This is a genomic window from Rahnella sp. P4_A8 (genome assembly GCF_056402435.1).
Genome location: NZ_JBFUHK010000029.1, coordinates 1 through 15729 on the forward strand (window position 1 = coordinate 1; position 15729 = coordinate 15729).

At 53.3% G+C, this 15729-nt stretch carries 21 protein-coding genes; 16 read left to right on the top strand and 5 right to left on the bottom strand.

Annotated features, from left to right (window positions below; all coding sequences use genetic code 11):
• Window positions 1-78: 78 nt before the first annotated feature.
• From AC1DUO_RS15000 to AC1DUO_RS15010, 3 genes are read right to left on the bottom strand one after another with little or no spacing between them, the layout of a single operon-like run.
• Complete coding sequence (locus tag AC1DUO_RS15000) at window positions 79-1098, bottom strand: phage portal protein (RefSeq protein WP_477987776.1); 1020 nt, start codon at window positions 1096-1098, stop codon at window positions 79-81.
• Window positions 1099-2862 (bottom strand): terminase ATPase subunit family protein, encoded by a 1764-nt coding sequence (locus tag AC1DUO_RS15005; RefSeq protein WP_477987778.1) that lies wholly within the window; start codon window positions 2860-2862, stop codon window positions 1099-1101.
• Window positions 2859-2981: a hypothetical protein gene (locus tag AC1DUO_RS15010; protein WP_255414951.1), complete on the bottom strand. Its 123-nt coding sequence runs from the start codon at window positions 2979-2981 to the stop codon at window positions 2859-2861. The genes AC1DUO_RS15005 and AC1DUO_RS15010 overlap by 4 nt, the downstream gene beginning before the upstream one ends.
• Before the next feature lie 23 nt (window positions 2982-3004).
• Here AC1DUO_RS15010 and AC1DUO_RS15015 point away from each other — a divergent pair, with 23 nt between their 5' ends.
• From AC1DUO_RS15015 to AC1DUO_RS15065, 11 genes are all read left to right on the top strand, one after another.
• Window positions 3005-3853: a GPO family capsid scaffolding protein gene (locus tag AC1DUO_RS15015; protein ID WP_477987780.1), complete on the top strand. Its 849-nt coding sequence runs from the start codon at window positions 3005-3007 to the stop codon at window positions 3851-3853.
• 33 nt (window positions 3854-3886) lie between these two features.
• Window positions 3887-5026 (top strand): phage major capsid protein, P2 family, encoded by a 1140-nt coding sequence (locus AC1DUO_RS15020; RefSeq protein WP_477987782.1) that lies wholly within the window; start codon window positions 3887-3889, stop codon window positions 5024-5026.
• Between the two features lie 3 nt (window positions 5027-5029).
• On the top strand, window positions 5030-5686 hold the full coding sequence (locus AC1DUO_RS15025; protein ID WP_477987784.1) for a phage terminase small subunit: 657 nt from the start codon (window positions 5030-5032) through the stop codon (window positions 5684-5686).
• 95 nt (window positions 5687-5781) lie between these two features.
• Window positions 5782-6252, top strand: a complete 471-nt coding sequence (locus AC1DUO_RS15030) for a head completion/stabilization protein (RefSeq protein ID WP_477987786.1) — start codon at window positions 5782-5784, stop codon at window positions 6250-6252.
• Window positions 6252-6455, top strand: coding sequence for a tail protein X (locus AC1DUO_RS15035; RefSeq protein WP_113876574.1), 204 nt, complete (start codon window positions 6252-6254; stop codon window positions 6453-6455). The genes AC1DUO_RS15030 and AC1DUO_RS15035 overlap by 1 nt, the downstream gene beginning before the upstream one ends.
• A gap of 5 nt (window positions 6456-6460) precedes the next feature.
• A complete protein-coding gene (locus tag AC1DUO_RS15040) occupies window positions 6461-6670 on the top strand; it encodes a phage holin (RefSeq protein ID WP_112151097.1) in 210 nt (69 codons plus the stop codon).
• Window positions 6651-7160 (top strand): lysozyme, encoded by a 510-nt coding sequence (locus AC1DUO_RS15045; protein ID WP_477987787.1) that lies wholly within the window; start codon window positions 6651-6653, stop codon window positions 7158-7160. The genes AC1DUO_RS15040 and AC1DUO_RS15045 overlap by 20 nt, the downstream gene beginning before the upstream one ends.
• Window positions 7160-7585 carry an Rz-like lysis system protein LysB gene (gene lysB / locus AC1DUO_RS15050; RefSeq protein ID WP_477987789.1) on the top strand — a complete coding sequence of 142 codons (426 nt, stop codon included), beginning with the start codon at window positions 7160-7162 and terminating at the stop codon, window positions 7583-7585. Before AC1DUO_RS15045 ends, lysB begins: the two co-directional genes overlap by 1 nt.
• Complete coding sequence (gene lysC, locus AC1DUO_RS15055; protein ID WP_477987797.1) at window positions 7473-7718, top strand: Rz1-like lysis system protein LysC; 246 nt, start codon at window positions 7473-7475, stop codon at window positions 7716-7718. The genes lysB and lysC overlap by 113 nt, the downstream gene beginning before the upstream one ends.
• Complete coding sequence (locus AC1DUO_RS15060) at window positions 7681-8148, top strand: phage tail protein (RefSeq protein WP_120135293.1); 468 nt, start codon at window positions 7681-7683, stop codon at window positions 8146-8148. Before lysC ends, AC1DUO_RS15060 begins: the two co-directional genes overlap by 38 nt.
• Window positions 8141-8599 (top strand): phage virion morphogenesis protein, encoded by a 459-nt coding sequence (locus AC1DUO_RS15065; RefSeq protein ID WP_477987800.1) that lies wholly within the window; start codon window positions 8141-8143, stop codon window positions 8597-8599. Before AC1DUO_RS15060 ends, AC1DUO_RS15065 begins: the two co-directional genes overlap by 8 nt.
• 152 nt (window positions 8600-8751) lie before the next feature.
• On the opposite strand, the gene AC1DUO_RS15070 is transcribed toward AC1DUO_RS15065, so the two are convergent.
• Together AC1DUO_RS15070 and AC1DUO_RS15075 are read right to left on the bottom strand one after the other, a co-directional pair.
• Window positions 8752-9882 carry a DUF3800 domain-containing protein gene (locus tag AC1DUO_RS15070; protein ID WP_431012419.1) on the bottom strand — a complete coding sequence of 377 codons (1131 nt, stop codon included), beginning with the start codon at window positions 9880-9882 and terminating at the stop codon, window positions 8752-8754.
• Between the two features lie 283 nt (window positions 9883-10165).
• Window positions 10166-10663, bottom strand: coding sequence for a hypothetical protein (locus AC1DUO_RS15075; RefSeq protein WP_431012418.1), 498 nt, complete (start codon window positions 10661-10663; stop codon window positions 10166-10168).
• A gap of 265 nt (window positions 10664-10928) precedes the next feature.
• On the opposite strand from AC1DUO_RS15075, the gene AC1DUO_RS15080 reads away from it, so the two are divergent.
• From AC1DUO_RS15080 to AC1DUO_RS15100, 5 genes are read left to right on the top strand one after another with little or no spacing between them, the layout of a single operon-like run.
• On the top strand, window positions 10929-11570 hold the full coding sequence (locus AC1DUO_RS15080) for a phage baseplate assembly protein V (protein WP_431012417.1): 642 nt from the start codon (window positions 10929-10931) through the stop codon (window positions 11568-11570).
• Window positions 11567-11917, top strand: a complete 351-nt coding sequence (locus tag AC1DUO_RS15085) for a GPW/gp25 family protein (RefSeq protein WP_120164115.1) — start codon at window positions 11567-11569, stop codon at window positions 11915-11917. The genes AC1DUO_RS15080 and AC1DUO_RS15085 overlap by 4 nt, the downstream gene beginning before the upstream one ends.
• Window positions 11918-11920: 3 nt before the next feature.
• On the top strand, window positions 11921-12829 hold the full coding sequence (locus tag AC1DUO_RS15090; protein WP_431012416.1) for a baseplate assembly protein: 909 nt from the start codon (window positions 11921-11923) through the stop codon (window positions 12827-12829).
• Window positions 12822-13349, top strand: coding sequence for a phage tail protein I (locus AC1DUO_RS15095; RefSeq protein WP_431012415.1), 528 nt, complete (start codon window positions 12822-12824; stop codon window positions 13347-13349). Before AC1DUO_RS15090 ends, AC1DUO_RS15095 begins: the two co-directional genes overlap by 8 nt.
• Window positions 13350-13358: 9 nt before the next feature.
• Window positions 13359-15728 carry a phage tail-collar fiber domain-containing protein gene (locus tag AC1DUO_RS15100; protein ID WP_477987807.1) on the top strand — a complete coding sequence of 790 codons (2370 nt, stop codon included), beginning with the start codon at window positions 13359-13361 and terminating at the stop codon, window positions 15726-15728.
• The last annotated feature ends 1 nt before the right edge of the window (window position 15729 follow it).

Sequence of the window (15729 nt, forward strand, 5' to 3'; positions counted from 1 at the left end):
ATTTTGGAGGATGTGCTGGCTAGAAAACATGCCAAACATCTTAAATTAAAGCTCCTCTAAAAGAACTCCATATAACATTCATCCATCAAGCATATAAAAATTAAAACTAACTAATACATTATTCGCCCAATTATTGATCTCCTTCATCCTTTCCTGCAGCGGCGTCAGTTCGTTCCTAACAAAAACCTGCGCCGCCTTCTCCACATCCCCAAACCCACCGGCATTATCAGGAATTATCCCCATCATCTGCGGCGGAACGCGGTGCGCGCTCAGCAGGTCATCACGGCTGGATTTCTTGATGTTGAAGAAATCATCCTTGGTGGCGACCTCACTCAGCGGCAAAATCTGAATGCCGTCTTTTTTGCCGTTAGGGGCGTACATAAACAGGTTGCGGAAGTTGCCCAGACCTTTGGTATCCCTCATTGCCTTACGCATTGAATCAATATCACTGCTGCTTTGCGCGGCGTCGGTCATATACAAGATGTAGCCCGCGTGCGCACCATTCTGGTAATACTTACGGCGGAACAGCGTCGCGGCCTCGTTTAACCAGGCAGAGTTCAGCGCGCTCAGGTATTCCGGCAGGCCGTAAATCTCCTGGTTAATGTCTGGTTCGATCAGATGAAAGATGCTGCCTGCTGCGAACTGGTGCGGTTCCTTCCAGCCTTGTACAAACCAATATGTCCCCTCTTCCACTCCGCGACGAACATACTTAGCTGGCACAGCCTCAAATCGCAGCGGTTCGCCGAGCTGGTTGCGGATCAGTTCCAGATACGCATTCCCGAATACCAGATAATCCAGGGCGAATTTGCTGAACTCCTGCTGGCTCAGGAGCGGATGCGGGATAAATGTCGAAGCGAGGATATTGCGCTTCACGTAAATCGGGGAGCTGTGGTGAACGGCGGCGCGCAGGCTGCGGGCAAGCCCGTCGAAACTGACAGGCGGCTCATACCAGCGGCCGTTGCCAGTGCATTCGATATAATCCAGAATCTCGCGGCGGTCTAAAACCGGCGTCGGATCACCGAAACTGAATACCTCTGCGCCCTGCTGGCTTTCAGTGGTCGTGGTCTGCGTGACTTTACGGTATTTACGCTTGCTCATTTAGTAGAACTCCAGAATGTTCGGGCTTTGTCCGCCATTGGCGGCGGTCAGCGGTTCGTTTAACAGGGCGTGCATGATTGCCCACGCGACGTCGGCGTGGCTGGCCTCTTCACTGCGGCTGGCTTCGTAGGTTGAACGGTTGCCGCTGGCGGTCATCGTTTTGCGGATCGCCATAAACGAGGCTGTGATGTCGGTATGGCCAGTGTCATATTCCAGACGGCCGGAGCTGATGGTGTCTTTTGCTTTCAGTACCAGCGCAGTTTTTACTTCGGGGCTGTAACGGATCTCACGCGCCGCCGGAAAGAACTGCTGAACAAGCTGGAATACGCCTTGCCCAATGCCAGTTGCATCGATGCCGATGTACTCCACGGCATAACGATTTGTGAGTTCCTCGATACTTCTGGCCTGTGCGGCAAAGTCCATGCCCTTCCACTGGTGACGCTCGAGCACGCGGAACTTGCCGCCAGACACCACCGGCGGAGCGATCACCGCACAGCCTGCGCTGTCGCCGGTGTGCGACGGGTCGTAACCAATCCACACGGGACGATAGGCAAATGGCCGCTTAAGATACGGGTCGAAGTCTTCCCACTCGTCCAGACTGTCCACCATGCAGCCCTGCAACTCAGCGAACGGGAATACCGACGCCTGATCGTCCACAAACTCACACATCAGCAGATTTTCATATTCGGCTGGGCTGTATTCCAGTTGCAGCTGTTCCAGGTCGAACAAGTTACAGCCACCCGACAGCGCGTCTTCCACCGTCACAATCTGCCGCCACTGGCCGTCATCGCACAGCACGCCTTTCGACAGATGCGCGTGCGTTAAATCCAGGTCAATCCTGTCGGCTTTATTGCGACGGCCTTTGTTGAAAAGTTCACCCGACCAGAACGGATAGGCGCTGTGTGCAAGGCTGGATGGCGTAGAAAAGTAGGTGCTTCGCCATTTCTTATGCAGCGACATACCGGAAGCCACTTTGCGCAGCTCCTGAAATTTAGGGATCCAGAAGTATTCGTCCAGGTATAAATTGCCGGTATAGCTTTGCGCGGTGCGGACGTTGGTACCAAGGAAAATCAGCCGTGCGCCGTTCGGCAGCACAATCGGGTCGCCTTTTAAATCGACATCGACCTGTCGGGCAAAGTCGATAATGTAGTTTTTAAAGACGTGCGCCTGCGCCTTACTGGCTGACAGGAAAATCTGATTGCGGCCGGTGGTCAGCGCGTCAATCAGCGCTTCCCGAGCAAAGTAGAAGGTTGCGCCAATCTGGCGTGACTTGAGGATGTTGCGGATACGGTACTGAAGCCCTGCCTGATGCCATCCGCGCTGATACTCAAACGAGGTTTCAATGAAGATGTCTCCGAGTTTCTCAATGGCCACATCACTGAAAACATTCTTATCGGGTGCCTTGCGTTCGCCCTTGTTGCGGTTGGCAACGTTCGGATTTAAATCAGCCTCGCTGCCGGTATGGTTGTAGCGATTTACCCGTGCCAGGCGTTCAATCTGTCGGCCTAACAGGTCGATCTCTTTGTAGTCCTTCCCCTCTTTCACATCCTTCATGACGAGCTGGATTAGCCGCGCTTCCATGCTGGTTTCCACGCGAGAAATAGGCGCAATGGCCTCCCACTGATCGCGAGTTTTCCAGCTCTGCACGGTCGGCGTTTTTTGGCTCAGCATCTCCCCGATTTGCCGCACGGAAAAACCCTGCCAGTAAAGCAGTGCCGCCTGTCGGCGCGGGTCGCTGATGATGGTGGAGTTTGAAATATTCATGCCGCCACGTTACCGGCCAGACAGCCGTTTTTCGCGCTGCCCACGTTGTGCCATCGGGCAACAACCCGCATCGGCTGGCGGCCTGTGGTGACTGTCTGGAAACTAACTCCTGTTCTCAACACTCATTACCGGAGTCAGTTACATGGCAAAGAAAGTATCGAAATGGTTCCGCATCGGGGTCGAAGGCGACACCTGCGACGGCCGCGAAATTGATGCTAACGACATCAAGCAAATGGCGGAGACGTACAGCGCGAAAGCCTATGGTGCCCGCGTCAATCTGGAGCACATCAAAGGCGTATTACCGACCAGCGATTTCCGCCGTTATGGCGACGTGATCCAGCTTAAAGCCGAACAAATTAATGACGCGGCTGAACCTCTACTGCATGACAAATGGGCGCTGTACGCAATGATCAGCCCGACCGCGGATTTAACGCAGATGGTCGGCGACGGACAGAAGGTTTACACCTCGATGGAGATCAAACGCAACTTCGCCAATTCCAATAAATCCTACCTGGTCGGTCTGGCCGTCACCGATGACCCCGCAAGCCTCGGCACTGAAATGCTGGAATTCAGCCGTACGGCAAAACAGAACCCGCTCGCCGGTCGTAAAACCGATCCGGACAGCCTCTTCACTGTTGCGACCGAAGCACTGATTGAGTTTGAAGATGCGCCGGAAACTGCCCCTTCTCTTTTCGCCCTGGTGAAACAAAAGCTTTCACGTAAACAGGCGTCAGACGATGCCCGCCTGGCTGATGTTCATGAAGCCGTCAGCGAAGTCGCTCAATACGCTCAGACCGGACTGGATAAGCATGAAACCAGCCTGACCGACCTGCTGAGCCGCGTCGATACCCTGGAAAAATCCACCGCTGCCGAACATGAAGCTCTCAGTGAATTAAAGGGCAAGCTTGCGCAGACACCGGCGCAGAACTTTAACCAGCGTCCGCACGCAACCGGCGGCACAGGCGCTGACGAGACAGTCACCGACTGCTGATCCGACACATTAATTTATTCTCAGGAAACACTCATGAAAAAAGAAACGCGCTTTAAATTTAATGCGTTCCTGTCTCAGCTCGCCAAACTCAACAACGTTGACGTCGGCACGCTGGACAAGAAATTTAACGTCGAGCCGTCCGTCACGCAGACGCTGATGACCCGATTACAGGAATCCTCAGAGTTTCTGACCCGTATCAACATCATTCCGGTGGACGAAATGATGGGCGCGAAAGTGGGCGTTGGCGTGACTGGTACGATTGCCTCCACCACCAACACAGACGCAGGTGACGAGCGTGAAACGGCTGACTTCACAAAGCTGGATCAGGAAGGCTATCACTGCACCAAAACCAACTACGACTTCCACTGGATGTACAGCAAGCTGGATTTGTGGGCGCGCTATAACGATTTTCAGACCCGTTTGCGTGACGCCATTATCAAGCGTCAGGCACTGGATCGCATCCTGGTCGGCTTTAACGGTGTTTCCCGCGCACCGACATCTAACCGTGTACAGAATCCGCTGTTGCAGGATGTCGGCGTGGGCTGGTTGCAAAAATACCGCCTGAATGCCCCGACCAAAGTGATGGGCATGATTGTCGCCGAAAACGGCACCGTGACCAATGAGGCGGTGAAAGTCGGTGGCGAAGGTGAGTACAAAAACCTCGATGCGCTGGTCTTTGATGCGGTGAATGAACTGATCGACCCAATCTATCAGGACGATACCGAACTGGTGGTTATCTGTGGCCGCAAGCTGCTCGCGGATAAGTATTTCCCGCTGATCAACAAACAACAGCCAAACACTGAGGCGATGGCCGCCGACCTGATTGTCAGCCAGAAACGCATCGGCAATCTGCCCGCCGTTCGTGTGCCCGGCTTCCCTGCTAACGCCATGCTGATTACCCGTCTGGATAACCTGTCCATTTACTGGCAGGACGGCACGCACCGCCGCCACGTTGAGGAAGTGCCTAAGCGTGACCGTATCGAAAACTACGAATCCATTAACGAGGATTATGTGGTGGAAGATTACGGCTGCGGCTGTCTGATCGAGAACATCGAAGTGACCGCCGGAGAAGACGACACAGCTGAAAAAGCTGAACTCAGCAAATTCACCTCGGCGATCGTTGATGCCATCAAAACTGCATCCGGTACCACCGCACCGGCAGCTCAGGAGTAAGCCATGACCAGCCCTGCCCGACGTCATTTGTTGCGGCAGTCAGCGATCGAAGCCGCGCAGCAGGATACCGGCCTGCTGCGTCATGCCACCGGCTATGAACTGCTGCTGCAACAGCTTAATGCTGACCAGAAAGCCCTGAAGAAGGCCTATTCCGCTGAGAAAAAGGCAGAACTCAAACGCAAGATGCTGCCCGAATATGCGCCGTGGGTGGCGGGCGTTCTCGCCGAGGGGAAAGGTGCTCAGGACGCCATCCTGATGACCATCATGATCTGGCGTATTGATGCTGGTGACTACACTGGTGCACTGGAAATCGCCCGCTACGCGCTGCATTACAAGCTGGCGATGCCGTTCGGCAAACGTCCTGCCGGTTATGCGCTGGCGGAGGAAATCGCCGACATGAGCACCCGCGCTCATGCTGCCGGTGAGCCGGTCAGTCTCGATGTACTGATGACCACGATGGAACTGACGGAAAGCCAGGACATGCCGGATCAGGTGCGTGCCAAGTTGCACAAAATCACCGGCTACCTGTATCGCGATGCGGAGAAACTGCCGCTCGCCCTGCAACACCTGAAACGCGCCTTCCAACTAAACAGCAACTGCGGCGTTAAAAAAGATATTGAGCGGCTGGAGTCAGCCATCAAAAAGGCTGCCAGCAGCTAAACAGAACGCGCCCCGCGCCGGACGGCACGCCAGCCGCGACAGGTCTGTGACCTCGTTCAACGCTGGCGTCCACCGTCCCCTATTCAGAGGTCACTATGTCTCTTGTTGTACCTGCACCAAAGCCGGATGCCGCGACGGAACCAGCGATCAAAAACACGCACTTCTGGCCGGATATCAATCCGGTGGAGTTACGCGACACTCTGCGCCTGGAAGGAACGGTGACCGCCAAACGTCTGCGCGCCGTCATTAAGTTCGCGCTGACCGAAGTGAATGCCGAGCTTTACAGCTACCGCGTCGCACAGCTGGCTCAGGGATACAAAACTCTCGCTGATGTCCCGGCTGACCAGATTGATGATGAAAGTATCAAAGTCTGTGCCTACCTGCGGGCGGTTTCCTCCATTACGGCTGCCATTCTGGCGGAACGATATCCGAACAGTGATACCACCGATGCTGGCAGTAAAAAGGCGGAAATTGTCGAAAGCACGGTTGATGAACTGTGGCGTGATGGCCGCAATGCGATCAGCGATGTCGCTGGCGTGTCGCACTGTGTGATCGGTCTGCTCTGATGAAAGTCTATGCCGAACAGGGCGACACCGTGGATTCGCTCTGCTGGCGTTACTACGGGCGCACCGAATCGGTGATGGAACAGGTTTACGCGGCTAACGTTGGCTTAGCCGCTCGCGGGGCAATTTTGCCCCATGGCTACGCGGTGGAGCTGCCGGATATTACTCAGGCCGCAGTCAGCGAAACCGTCTCACTTTGGGACTGATGACCATGGAGCGCATCACCTCGTTTATTTGTTATTGCGTCGCGGCCTTTCTTGCGTGGCTCGGCGCAATGTCGCCGCAGGATATTGCCTTTTTAGTCGGTGCCGCCGTCGGCGTCGCGACCTTCCTGGTGAACTGGTACTACCGGCGCAAAACTTACCGCCTGCTGAAAGAAATGGGCATCAGAGGGGACATTAATGCAGCCATCAATCGTTAGACGCTGCGCCGTCGCCGCAGTACTTGCGATTGCCGCGCTGCTGCCGCAAACGCAGACCCTGAAAACCTCCGCCGCCGGTCTGGCACTGATTGCTGATTTTGAAGGCTGCCGCCTGTCCGCCTATCAGTGCAGCGCGGGCGTCTGGACAAACGGGATCGGGCACACCGCAGGCGTGAAACCGCAAGCGCAAATCAGCGAACGTCAGGCCGCCGTTAACCTGGTGGAAGACGTGATGCAGGTGGAGAAAGGCATTGCCCGATGTATGCCGGTTGCCATGCCGCAGCCGGTGTATGACGCCGTGGTGTCCTTTGCCTTTAACGTCGGTGTGACGGCGGCGTGTAAGTCCACGCTGGCGTTTTTTATCAGCAAGGGGAAATGGAGAGACGCCTGCGAGCAGTTGCCGCGCTGGGTGTTTGTGAACGGTGTCCGCGTCACCGGCCTGGAGCGCCGCCGCGCGAATGAGCTGGCCTACTGCCTGCGGGGAGTCTGATGCGCGTTTTAATTTTATTACTGCTGGCAGCCTGCGCGCTGGCGGGACTGCAAACCTGGCGTATTGGTGGCCTGCATGATGAAGCCGAACAGGCGCAACGCATCATCGGCACGCTGTCCGCCGGAATCGAAAGCCGCGACAACGTTATTAATCGCCTGAACGATGATGCCGTGACGCGGGAACGCCAGGAGCAAAGCCTGCGCGCACAGCTCTCACAAGCGGGGCAGTTAGCGCGGGATCGTGAAGTTCATATTCAAAGGTTACTCAATGAAAATCAGGAAATGCGCGACTGGTACGCTGCCCCTCTGCCTGATGGTATTAGCCGGATGCACGCACGTCCCGCCTTTGCCAGCGCCGCAGATTATTTACATTGGCTGTCCGGTGGTAACCAGTTGCCCGATACCGGCAAGCGCACCGGCCACTAACGGCGACTTGAGCGCCGACGTCAGAAACCTGGAGGCCGAGCTGGTTGCCTGCGGCCTCCAGGTGGAAGCGGTCAAACAATGCCAGGAGGAACATCGTGTTAAAACCCGCCCAACTGAGAAAAGCGTTAACTGATGCGGTGCCGGTGCTACAAACCAGTCCCGACACCTTGCGGATGTTTGTGGATAACGGGCGTATCGTTTCCACGTTAGCCAGCTCGCTGTCGTTTGAATACCAGTATCAGACCGAGCTGCTGATCACCAACTTTGCCCAGGACTGCGATCTGATTATTGTGCCAATCTTGGCGTGGTTGCGTGAGAATCAGCCGGACATCATGGCGACACCAGAAAAACAGCAGACCGGCTTTAAATTCAAGGCCGATATGCTGGATGATGGTTCCTACGATATTGCCATTGATGTGCAGCTCACCGAGCGCGTGATCGTCAAACAGATTGATGCTGGTCTGTACGTGGAGCATTTTCCGGAACCGCCTCTGCCGGAGCCGGTGGAAAGGCCGCGTGAACTGTACCTGCACGGCGAGTTAGTGAGTCAGTGGAATGAGTGAGCTGTCAGCGTTTGATACCCGCCTCGCGGGATTGATTGCGGCGCTGTCACCGCAAAGCAGGAAGGCGATGGCGGCGACCATTGCGAAGCGTCTGCGCAAACATCAGCAGCAGCGCATTAAACAGCAGGTCACGCCGGAGGGGCAGCCGTTCACCCCGCGCCGCCCGCAGCCTTTACGGGCAAAGAAAGGTCGCATTAAGCGGGAAATGTTCGCCAAACTGCGCACGGCAAAATACATGAAGGCCAAAGGCACCGCTGATGACGCCGTGGTGGAATTCACCGGACAGGTGCAGCGCATGGCGAAAGTGCATCAGTACGGGCTGCGGGATCGTCCGTCCGTACGTGCGAAAGAAATGCGGTATCCGGCGCGCCCGCTTTTGGGAATGGACGCCGAAGACATGAAGATTGTGGAAGATGAATTGCTAGTGCATATTAGCTCAGACTTCATCTGAAATAACGGAGGCACAAAGCTAAACCTGGTTTGACAGCCGGCTCTGTGCCAGTAGCGGACATGATTATTTAAAAGCGTGAAAAACAACTTGCGTAGTAAATTATCAAAATGAAAAGTATAGAATAATTCATAATGCAACTACCCACTAGCTATTTATAAACCGAATTTTTTAAATACTTTATTCCTCCTGTTGATTGGCAGAACAAAGTTAACCCCAAAGTTATTACCGGAACCATAACAAGCTATCAATTTAGAAAAAATATCATGATATAAATCAACTTTCAATGACTCATCGTAAATATACTCCATAACATAACGTGAAATATACCCTGCTAGTACATCTGCGAGCTGAATCCCTGCTGATTTCTTAGAGTCGGGGAATTTTATATCTAAGTTCGTTTTTATATTAAAATCCGTTGTTACATCGAATGGGTTTTTTACGCTTGAGTTTTTTAATTGCTCAGAGCAAAAAATCAAAATATCATCAAAGTGATCTTGTTTATCATGAAAAAATGTCACATCTGATATGTCACCGTCATGGTGCCTGTTTACTTTTCCCATTAGGTTGAACCACGAATGTACATGAGGCAGCAAGTGTATTTCATTACCTTTTTTATTAATGTCAGGTATAGGAATAAGATTTTTTATCAAATCATGATCTGATGACTTGTTAGAGTGATAAAATCGAATGGTCGATTGCAAGCAACGCATAGCTTCAGCTTTATACTGAAAAGTGAATTCTCTACTTTTGAAATAGTTTCTCAACTTTTTCATTGACGCTAGTAAAGAGGCTTCGGATTTGTATATGCATGCCTCAAAAAAAGATTTATAACAATCTAGCGGTAGATTTTCTGACAAGTATTCAGTGAGTTCGTTACGAAATCCCTGAGCATTAATTTCGGAATCAAATTGTTGAAAATATGGAGGGCAGACCTGATGACTGACAATTGAGACAGCAATGCAATATTTTTTATCGACAACTTCAACATAGAAAGGTAGTTTATTTATTGCAATGTAATCAAATAAATCATAGATAAATTTTGGTTTTGATTTATATAAATTCTTAGACTTTAATTCTTCTCCTTGGATCTTATGTTTGTTTTTTAATGATTTAATATATTCTTCAAGATCATCGCAATCAACTACCCCAACACAAGATAATGCAAAAAAAGGTTGGCTGGCAAAGTTCAAATCTGGTGGGAGTTTAACCAAGTCCCCAGTATTTCCACTTTCATCTAAAAAGTACTGATTTAACATTTTATCTCCAAGTTTATTAATTTTCATTTCAGTAAGAACCCCTTTTCATTACTAAACCAATCCGCTCTATAATAACTCATTCATAATAGCATACTCTATACGAAGTTCATTTCCCCGATAATTATGTTGAAAATTTCACAACTCCGCTTCACCTAAAATGGACATCCATAGCCGCAGTCTTGCTAACAATAAGTACTCAGGCAAGGTAGAACCTGCATAAATTGATTAATTATAGTTAGATTCAAACAGTTGATATATTAAAGCATAGTGAAAATCCGGAATTAAAAAACAGCGAGCTTCAATTTTTAAATTAATTATCAAACCATAAGTAATCTCGATTAAGAAGACTTACTTTTGTTGCATCTTTTGATGCTAGAGTTGTACACTCTCCTTTATCGAACTCATCCAGACTCACGAATGTAAAACTTCTACCATCTTTTTCTTTTGGAAACACCATAAATACCACTTCGAAAGTATGATCACTATTCTGATCTTTTAAATATTTATCGAGCGCACGATACTTTCCTATTTCACAGTCGGTAAGTGTAAATGAAGTGCAATCTTCCGTTGAATGATACTTTGCATCTAAAAGGATGACTGTTGCATCATCAGCTTCAACAATAAAGTCGGGACGTTTCCCCCCATAAGTTTTCAAACTTTCAGATAAGGTTCCTATTCCCTGATCAACACATTCAAATTTCCAATTTGAATTTTCCAGCCATTTAATGGCATATTTTTCACCATCCTCGCCAGCTGATGTAGCGCATTGTTTTCTTAACATTCTGCGCATTTCTTCTAAACTTAGCATAAATTACATATTCCTTTTTTATAGGTTAATCTTCATTATCGGCATTATTTAATGATTCTTTACAAGTAAATTTCAAAAAAAGTTATCCGAGTATATCTGTTAGAATTGTTATTAAGCATACCAGAGACTTCCGCTTCTCGCTCAAACCAGACTGTCAGATCAAATCTGAGCTAATACTCCTCTGCCAGTGTTCTCCACGTTGTGCCACCAGCCATCAACCCGCCTCAAATTGTATGCCGCCTGACAGGGCGGCATTCTTTTATCCATGAATACATCCATTCCGAAACACGACATTCCGCGCCTGCTTCGCAATCTGATCCGCATTGGCACCGTTGCCGAGGTGGATTTAGTTGCGGGCACCTGTCGCGTGAACACCGGCGGCAACGTCACCGACTGGCTGCACTGGCTGACCTCCCGCGCAGGGCGCTCCCGTTCCTGGTGGGCACCGTCCGCCGGTGAACAAGTTCTGCTGTTCTGCCTGGGCGGCGAGCTGGACACTGCCTTTGTGATGCCCGGCGTTTTCTCTGATGAATTCCCCGCCCCGTCTGCCTCGGCGGATGCCGTGCACGTCACTTTCCCTGACGGTGCAGTGATCGAGTACGAGCCGAAGACCGGCGCGCTGCTGGCAACCGGCATCAAGTCCGCCACGGTGAACGCTGCCGATAAGGTGGCGGTTACTGCTCCGTTGATCACCTGCAGGGCGACAACCCGCATCACTCTCGACACGCCGGAGGTGGTCTGCACCAACAAGCTCACCACCGGCACTATCGAGATTAAAAAGGGCGGCACTATGACCGGCAATCTCACCCACTCGGGTGGCAGCATCACGTCAAACGGCGTCGTTGTTCATACCCATAAACACGGCGGCGTCCAGACGGGCGGCGGTCAAACGCAGGTGCCGTCATGACTAACGCGAAATACATCGGGCTGGCTCGCGATACGGGGCGCAGCGTCGAAGACCTGGCACACATTCAGCAGTCGGTCAGCGACATTCTGCGCACGCCCGTCGGTTCCCGCGTCATGCGCCGTGACTATGGTTCATTGCTGTCTGAGCTGACTGACCGCCCGCAGAATGCGGCGCTGCGCCTGCAAATCATGGCGGCCTGTTACAGCGCGATCCTCAAGTGGGAGCCACGCGTCAGCCTGACCGGCATCACCTTTGAAACGACGTTCGACGGGAAAGGCGTGGTGGATATCACTGGCATCCGCAAAGACACGTCCGCCGCCATTTCCTTAACCTTACCAGTGAGCTGAATTATGGCAACTATCGACCTGAGCCAGTTACCCGCCCCCGACGTGGTGGAGGTACTGGATTACGAAACCCTCCTGGCGGAGCGCAAAACCACGCTGGTCTCGCTGTACCCCGAAGGCCAGCAGGTCGCCATCGCCCGTACGCTGACCCTGGAGTCTGAACCCATTGTGAAGCTGCTGGAGGAGAACGCCTACCGCGAAGTGATCCTGCGTCAGCGGGTGAACGAGGCGGCGCAGGCTGTGATGCTGGCTTATGCCACCGGCACTGATCTGGACAATATCGCCGCCACGTTCAGCGTGGAACGCCTGACGATCACGCCTGCGGATACGGTCAGCGTGCCCGCCGTGGCGGCAGTCATGGAAAGCGATGCTGATTTGCGTATCCGTGCGCAGCAGGCGTTTGAAGGGCTGAGCGTAGCCGGTCCGGTCGGTTCCTATGAGTATCACGGGCGCTCGGCTGACGGGCGGGTGGCGGATATTTCGGTGGTAAGTCCCTCGCCTGCCTGCGTGACGATTTCCGTGCTGGCACAGACCGGCAACGGCACCGCCCCGGCTGACCTGCTGGCGGTGGTTCAGGCCGCGCTCAATGATGAAAACGTGCGCCCCGTGGCTGACCGCGTGACCGTCCAGTCTGCCACCGTGGTCAGTTACACCATTGACGCCGTGCTGTATTTGTTCCCAGGTCCGGAAGCCGAACCTATCCGCGAAGCCGCCGAAGCAAAACTGATTGCCTACACCACCGCGCAGCACCGGTTAGGCCGCGACATCCGGCTGTCCGCCATTTATGCCGCGCTGCACGTTGAAGGCGTGCAACGGGTGGAGCTGAAAAGCCCCGCCGCTGACATCGAGCTGGATAAAACGCAGGCGTCATTCTGCACCGCGTACACCCTGAAAGTGGGCGGTTACGATGAGTGATCGCCTGCTGCCCGTCGGTTCCTCCGCGCTGGAAGTCGCCGCCGCCGATGCCTGCGCGGAGCTTGAAAACGTGCCGGTGCCGCTGCGGCAGCTTTGGGATCCGCTGACCTGTCCGGCAAAGTTTTTGCCTTACCTTGCGTGGGCGCTGTCGGTTGACCGCTGGGACGAAAACTGGCCTGTCGCCACCAAGCGCCGCGTCATTCAGTCGGCCTGGTTCATTCACTGCCACAAAGGAACCATCGGTGCCATCCGGCGCGTAGTGGAGCCGCTCGGCTACCTGATTAACGTGACAGAGTGGTGGGAAACGGATGACGAGCCAGGCACGTTTCGCCTGGACATCGGCGTGCTGGAAACCGGTATCACCGAAGAAATGTATTTAGAAATGGAAAGGCTGATTGCTGACGCCAAGCCTGCCAGCCGCCATCTAATCGGCCTGACCATCACCCAGGACATTAAAGGCGATGTTTACATTGGCGCGGCGCAATACCTTGGCGAACTGCTGACCGTTTACCCTGCATAAGAGGACGTTATGAGCACATTTAAATCCGTTGTCACCACGCTCGGGCAGTCGCGCATTGCGGCAGCCATTGCGTCGGGGACTGACATCAACATTACGCAGCTTGCCGTCGGTGACGGCAACGGCAAGGCGACCACACCCGTCGCCACGCAGACCAAACTGGTTAAAGAGGTGTACCGCACGCCGCTCAATTCCTTAAAGCTGGATCCGACTCATGGCAACTGGGTGATTGCCGAAGCGGTGCTGTCTGCCAGCGTCGGCGGTTTCTGGATGCGTGAAATGGGGCTTTTCAGCAGCGACGGCGCACTGATTGCCGTCTGCAATATGGCGGACACTTACAAGCCAACTTTGGCAGAAGGTTCAGGCCGCACGCAAACTTTACGTATGGTGATTGCCGTCAGTAATACCGAAGCTATCAGCCTGCTGATTGATGACTCGGTGATTATGGCAACGGAACAGTATGTGAATGACCTGCTGGCGGCACATGAAAAATCCCGTAACCACCCCGACGGCACGCTGACGGCAAAGGGTTTTGTCCAGCTGAGCAGCTCGGTCAGCAGTACCAGCGAAGTTCTGGCGGCGACGCCGAAAGCGGTGAAGGCCGCCAATGACAACGCCAACACCCGCGTGCCGTCCACCCGCAAGGTAAATAATAAAACGTTGAGCGCCGATATTACTTTGGCGGCGGCAGACGTCGGCGCGTTCAGTAACATATTGCCCATTGTCGATAACACCAAAGTCACCAGGCTTTCAGATCCGTCACTGGTTGCAAAATCAGGTGCTGTCACGCTTGCCGGATATTTTGACGATCATCCGCTTGGTGCTAAACCCAATCAGGCCGCGGATACGCTGGTGACGTTTCGTCGCGCGTATGATGCAGGCGCGGCGCTAACTCAGTACCTTCACAGTACAAATGGCACGATTTTCGTGCGAACGGGCGCTGTAAGTAACACTGATGAAAGCGGCTGGGCTTGGAAACAGGACGGTATTACACCGCTGCCGTTTGGCTGGCGGAAAGTGTTTGATTCTGCCAACCCGCCGACGGCGTTTGAGGTGGGGGCGCTTCCAGTAGTAACCGCAGGATTGGGTGCTGCAAACATCAATACGTTTAACCTGGCAAAGATTGGCCTGTATGTGCAAAACAGCACAGCTAATGCAACGGTTGCGAATGGCTACCCCGCAGGTGGGCAAGCTGCGGGCGTACTGGAAGTGATCCCAGCTTCCTGGACGGGCGGCGTGCTCCAGCGTTACACCATGCAAAATACCGGCGTAGTCTGGACGCGTGCGCTGAATGCTTCCTGGAATGGCACTGATGGACCATGGCGTGACTGGGTGCAGGCCAGCGCCGCCGGTTCTGTCGCAGCAAACACGGCACTCGGTGCCACTGACCTGAACACGGTGGGTTTTGGCCTGACGGAGGTTCAAGCCGTAGTTTATCACCAGTCAGCCAACGCCTCCGCGACACCTGACAGAAATTATCCGGAGGCCAAAGCGGGCACGTTGTTTGTCACCGGCAGCGCCTACGGCTGTCAGCAGATGTATATCACTTTTGATACCTGTAACGTCTGGATGCGCGGACTTTCTACCAACTGGAACGGTAAGGATGGACCATGGCGCCCGTGGGTCGCCGCATATGGCACGAACAATAAACCCACCGCCGCAGATGTGGGGGCATTACCTGCCAGCGGGACAGCCGTCGCGGCGGCAAAACTCGCCACAGCCCGCAAGATTGCCGGTGTGGCCTTTGACGGCACGAAAGACATCAATCTCACCAACTCGAATGTCGGGCTGGGGAATGTCGGAAATTTTGCCGCCGTTCAGCAAGGCGGCGGTGTCGGTATGCAGACCAATAAAGTCTATATTGGCTGGACGGGTTCTAAGGTCAAAATTCAGGTTGATTCTTCTGACATGGGGGAGGTTTACACCACCAATTTCCCGCCACCGCAGCGCGACTCATACACAAAAAATGAATCTGATGACAGGTTTTTAAAGCGAGACGGTGCCAGCTGGGCTGGATTTGTTTCTGGCGATGCTAGTAGTCCCTATATGCGTCATCTGACCAGCAATGCCGTTGTTGTCCTGCCCACCAGAGAGCAGTTAAACAACGAAATTGCGGGAGTTCGCAACTGGGCAAACAGCGATTTACGCAATGACATCTATGCCTACGGTAATAACCGATATATCTACGACGTGCAGCGCGGCAGTCAGGCGCTGGAAAATGCGGGCTGGACTGCTCAGCAGGTCTGGGAAGCGCCGACGGGTTGTTTCATGACGGGGTTAAACATCCGAACTGACTTGGGTGATTGCCGCATGATGGGGAAATATTACCGCGCGTTAATGGTGCGAACGGCGAGCGGAAGCTGGCGACAGGTGGGGAACTAAG

What these genes read in the sequence shown, in the direction of transcription:
- AC1DUO_RS15000 (WP_477987776.1), bottom strand. Translation starts at nt 1,098, where the DNA reads ATGAGCAAGCGTAAATACCGTAAAGTCACGCAGACCACGACCACTGAA.
- AC1DUO_RS15005 (WP_477987778.1), bottom strand. Translation starts at nt 2,862, where the DNA reads ATGAATATTTCAAACTCCACCATCATCAGCGACCCGCGCCGACAGGCG.
- AC1DUO_RS15015 (WP_477987780.1), top strand. Translation starts at nt 3,005, where the DNA reads ATGGCAAAGAAAGTATCGAAATGGTTCCGCATCGGGGTCGAAGGCGAC.
- AC1DUO_RS15020 (WP_477987782.1), top strand. Translation starts at nt 3,887, where the DNA reads ATGAAAAAAGAAACGCGCTTTAAATTTAATGCGTTCCTGTCTCAGCTC.
- AC1DUO_RS15025 (WP_477987784.1), top strand. Translation starts at nt 5,030, where the DNA reads ATGACCAGCCCTGCCCGACGTCATTTGTTGCGGCAGTCAGCGATCGAA.
- AC1DUO_RS15030 (WP_477987786.1), top strand. Translation starts at nt 5,782, where the DNA reads ATGTCTCTTGTTGTACCTGCACCAAAGCCGGATGCCGCGACGGAACCA.
- AC1DUO_RS15035 (WP_113876574.1), top strand. Translation starts at nt 6,252, where the DNA reads ATGAAAGTCTATGCCGAACAGGGCGACACCGTGGATTCGCTCTGCTGG.
- AC1DUO_RS15040 (WP_112151097.1), top strand. Translation starts at nt 6,461, where the DNA reads ATGGAGCGCATCACCTCGTTTATTTGTTATTGCGTCGCGGCCTTTCTT.
- AC1DUO_RS15045 (WP_477987787.1), top strand. Translation starts at nt 6,651, where the DNA reads ATGCAGCCATCAATCGTTAGACGCTGCGCCGTCGCCGCAGTACTTGCG.
- lysB (WP_477987789.1), top strand. Translation starts at nt 7,160, where the DNA reads ATGCGCGTTTTAATTTTATTACTGCTGGCAGCCTGCGCGCTGGCGGGA.
- lysC (WP_477987797.1), top strand. Translation starts at nt 7,473, where the DNA reads ATGGTATTAGCCGGATGCACGCACGTCCCGCCTTTGCCAGCGCCGCAG.
- AC1DUO_RS15065 (WP_477987800.1), top strand. Translation starts at nt 8,141, where the DNA reads ATGAGTGAGCTGTCAGCGTTTGATACCCGCCTCGCGGGATTGATTGCG.
- AC1DUO_RS15070 (WP_431012419.1), bottom strand. Translation starts at nt 9,882, where the DNA reads ATGAAAATTAATAAACTTGGAGATAAAATGTTAAATCAGTACTTTTTA.
- AC1DUO_RS15075 (WP_431012418.1), bottom strand. Translation starts at nt 10,663, where the DNA reads ATGCTAAGTTTAGAAGAAATGCGCAGAATGTTAAGAAAACAATGCGCT.
- AC1DUO_RS15080 (WP_431012417.1), top strand. Translation starts at nt 10,929, where the DNA reads ATGAATACATCCATTCCGAAACACGACATTCCGCGCCTGCTTCGCAAT.
- AC1DUO_RS15085 (WP_120164115.1), top strand. Translation starts at nt 11,567, where the DNA reads ATGACTAACGCGAAATACATCGGGCTGGCTCGCGATACGGGGCGCAGC.
- AC1DUO_RS15090 (WP_431012416.1), top strand. Translation starts at nt 11,921, where the DNA reads ATGGCAACTATCGACCTGAGCCAGTTACCCGCCCCCGACGTGGTGGAG.
- AC1DUO_RS15095 (WP_431012415.1), top strand. Translation starts at nt 12,822, where the DNA reads ATGAGTGATCGCCTGCTGCCCGTCGGTTCCTCCGCGCTGGAAGTCGCC.
- AC1DUO_RS15100 (WP_477987807.1), top strand. Translation starts at nt 13,359, where the DNA reads ATGAGCACATTTAAATCCGTTGTCACCACGCTCGGGCAGTCGCGCATT.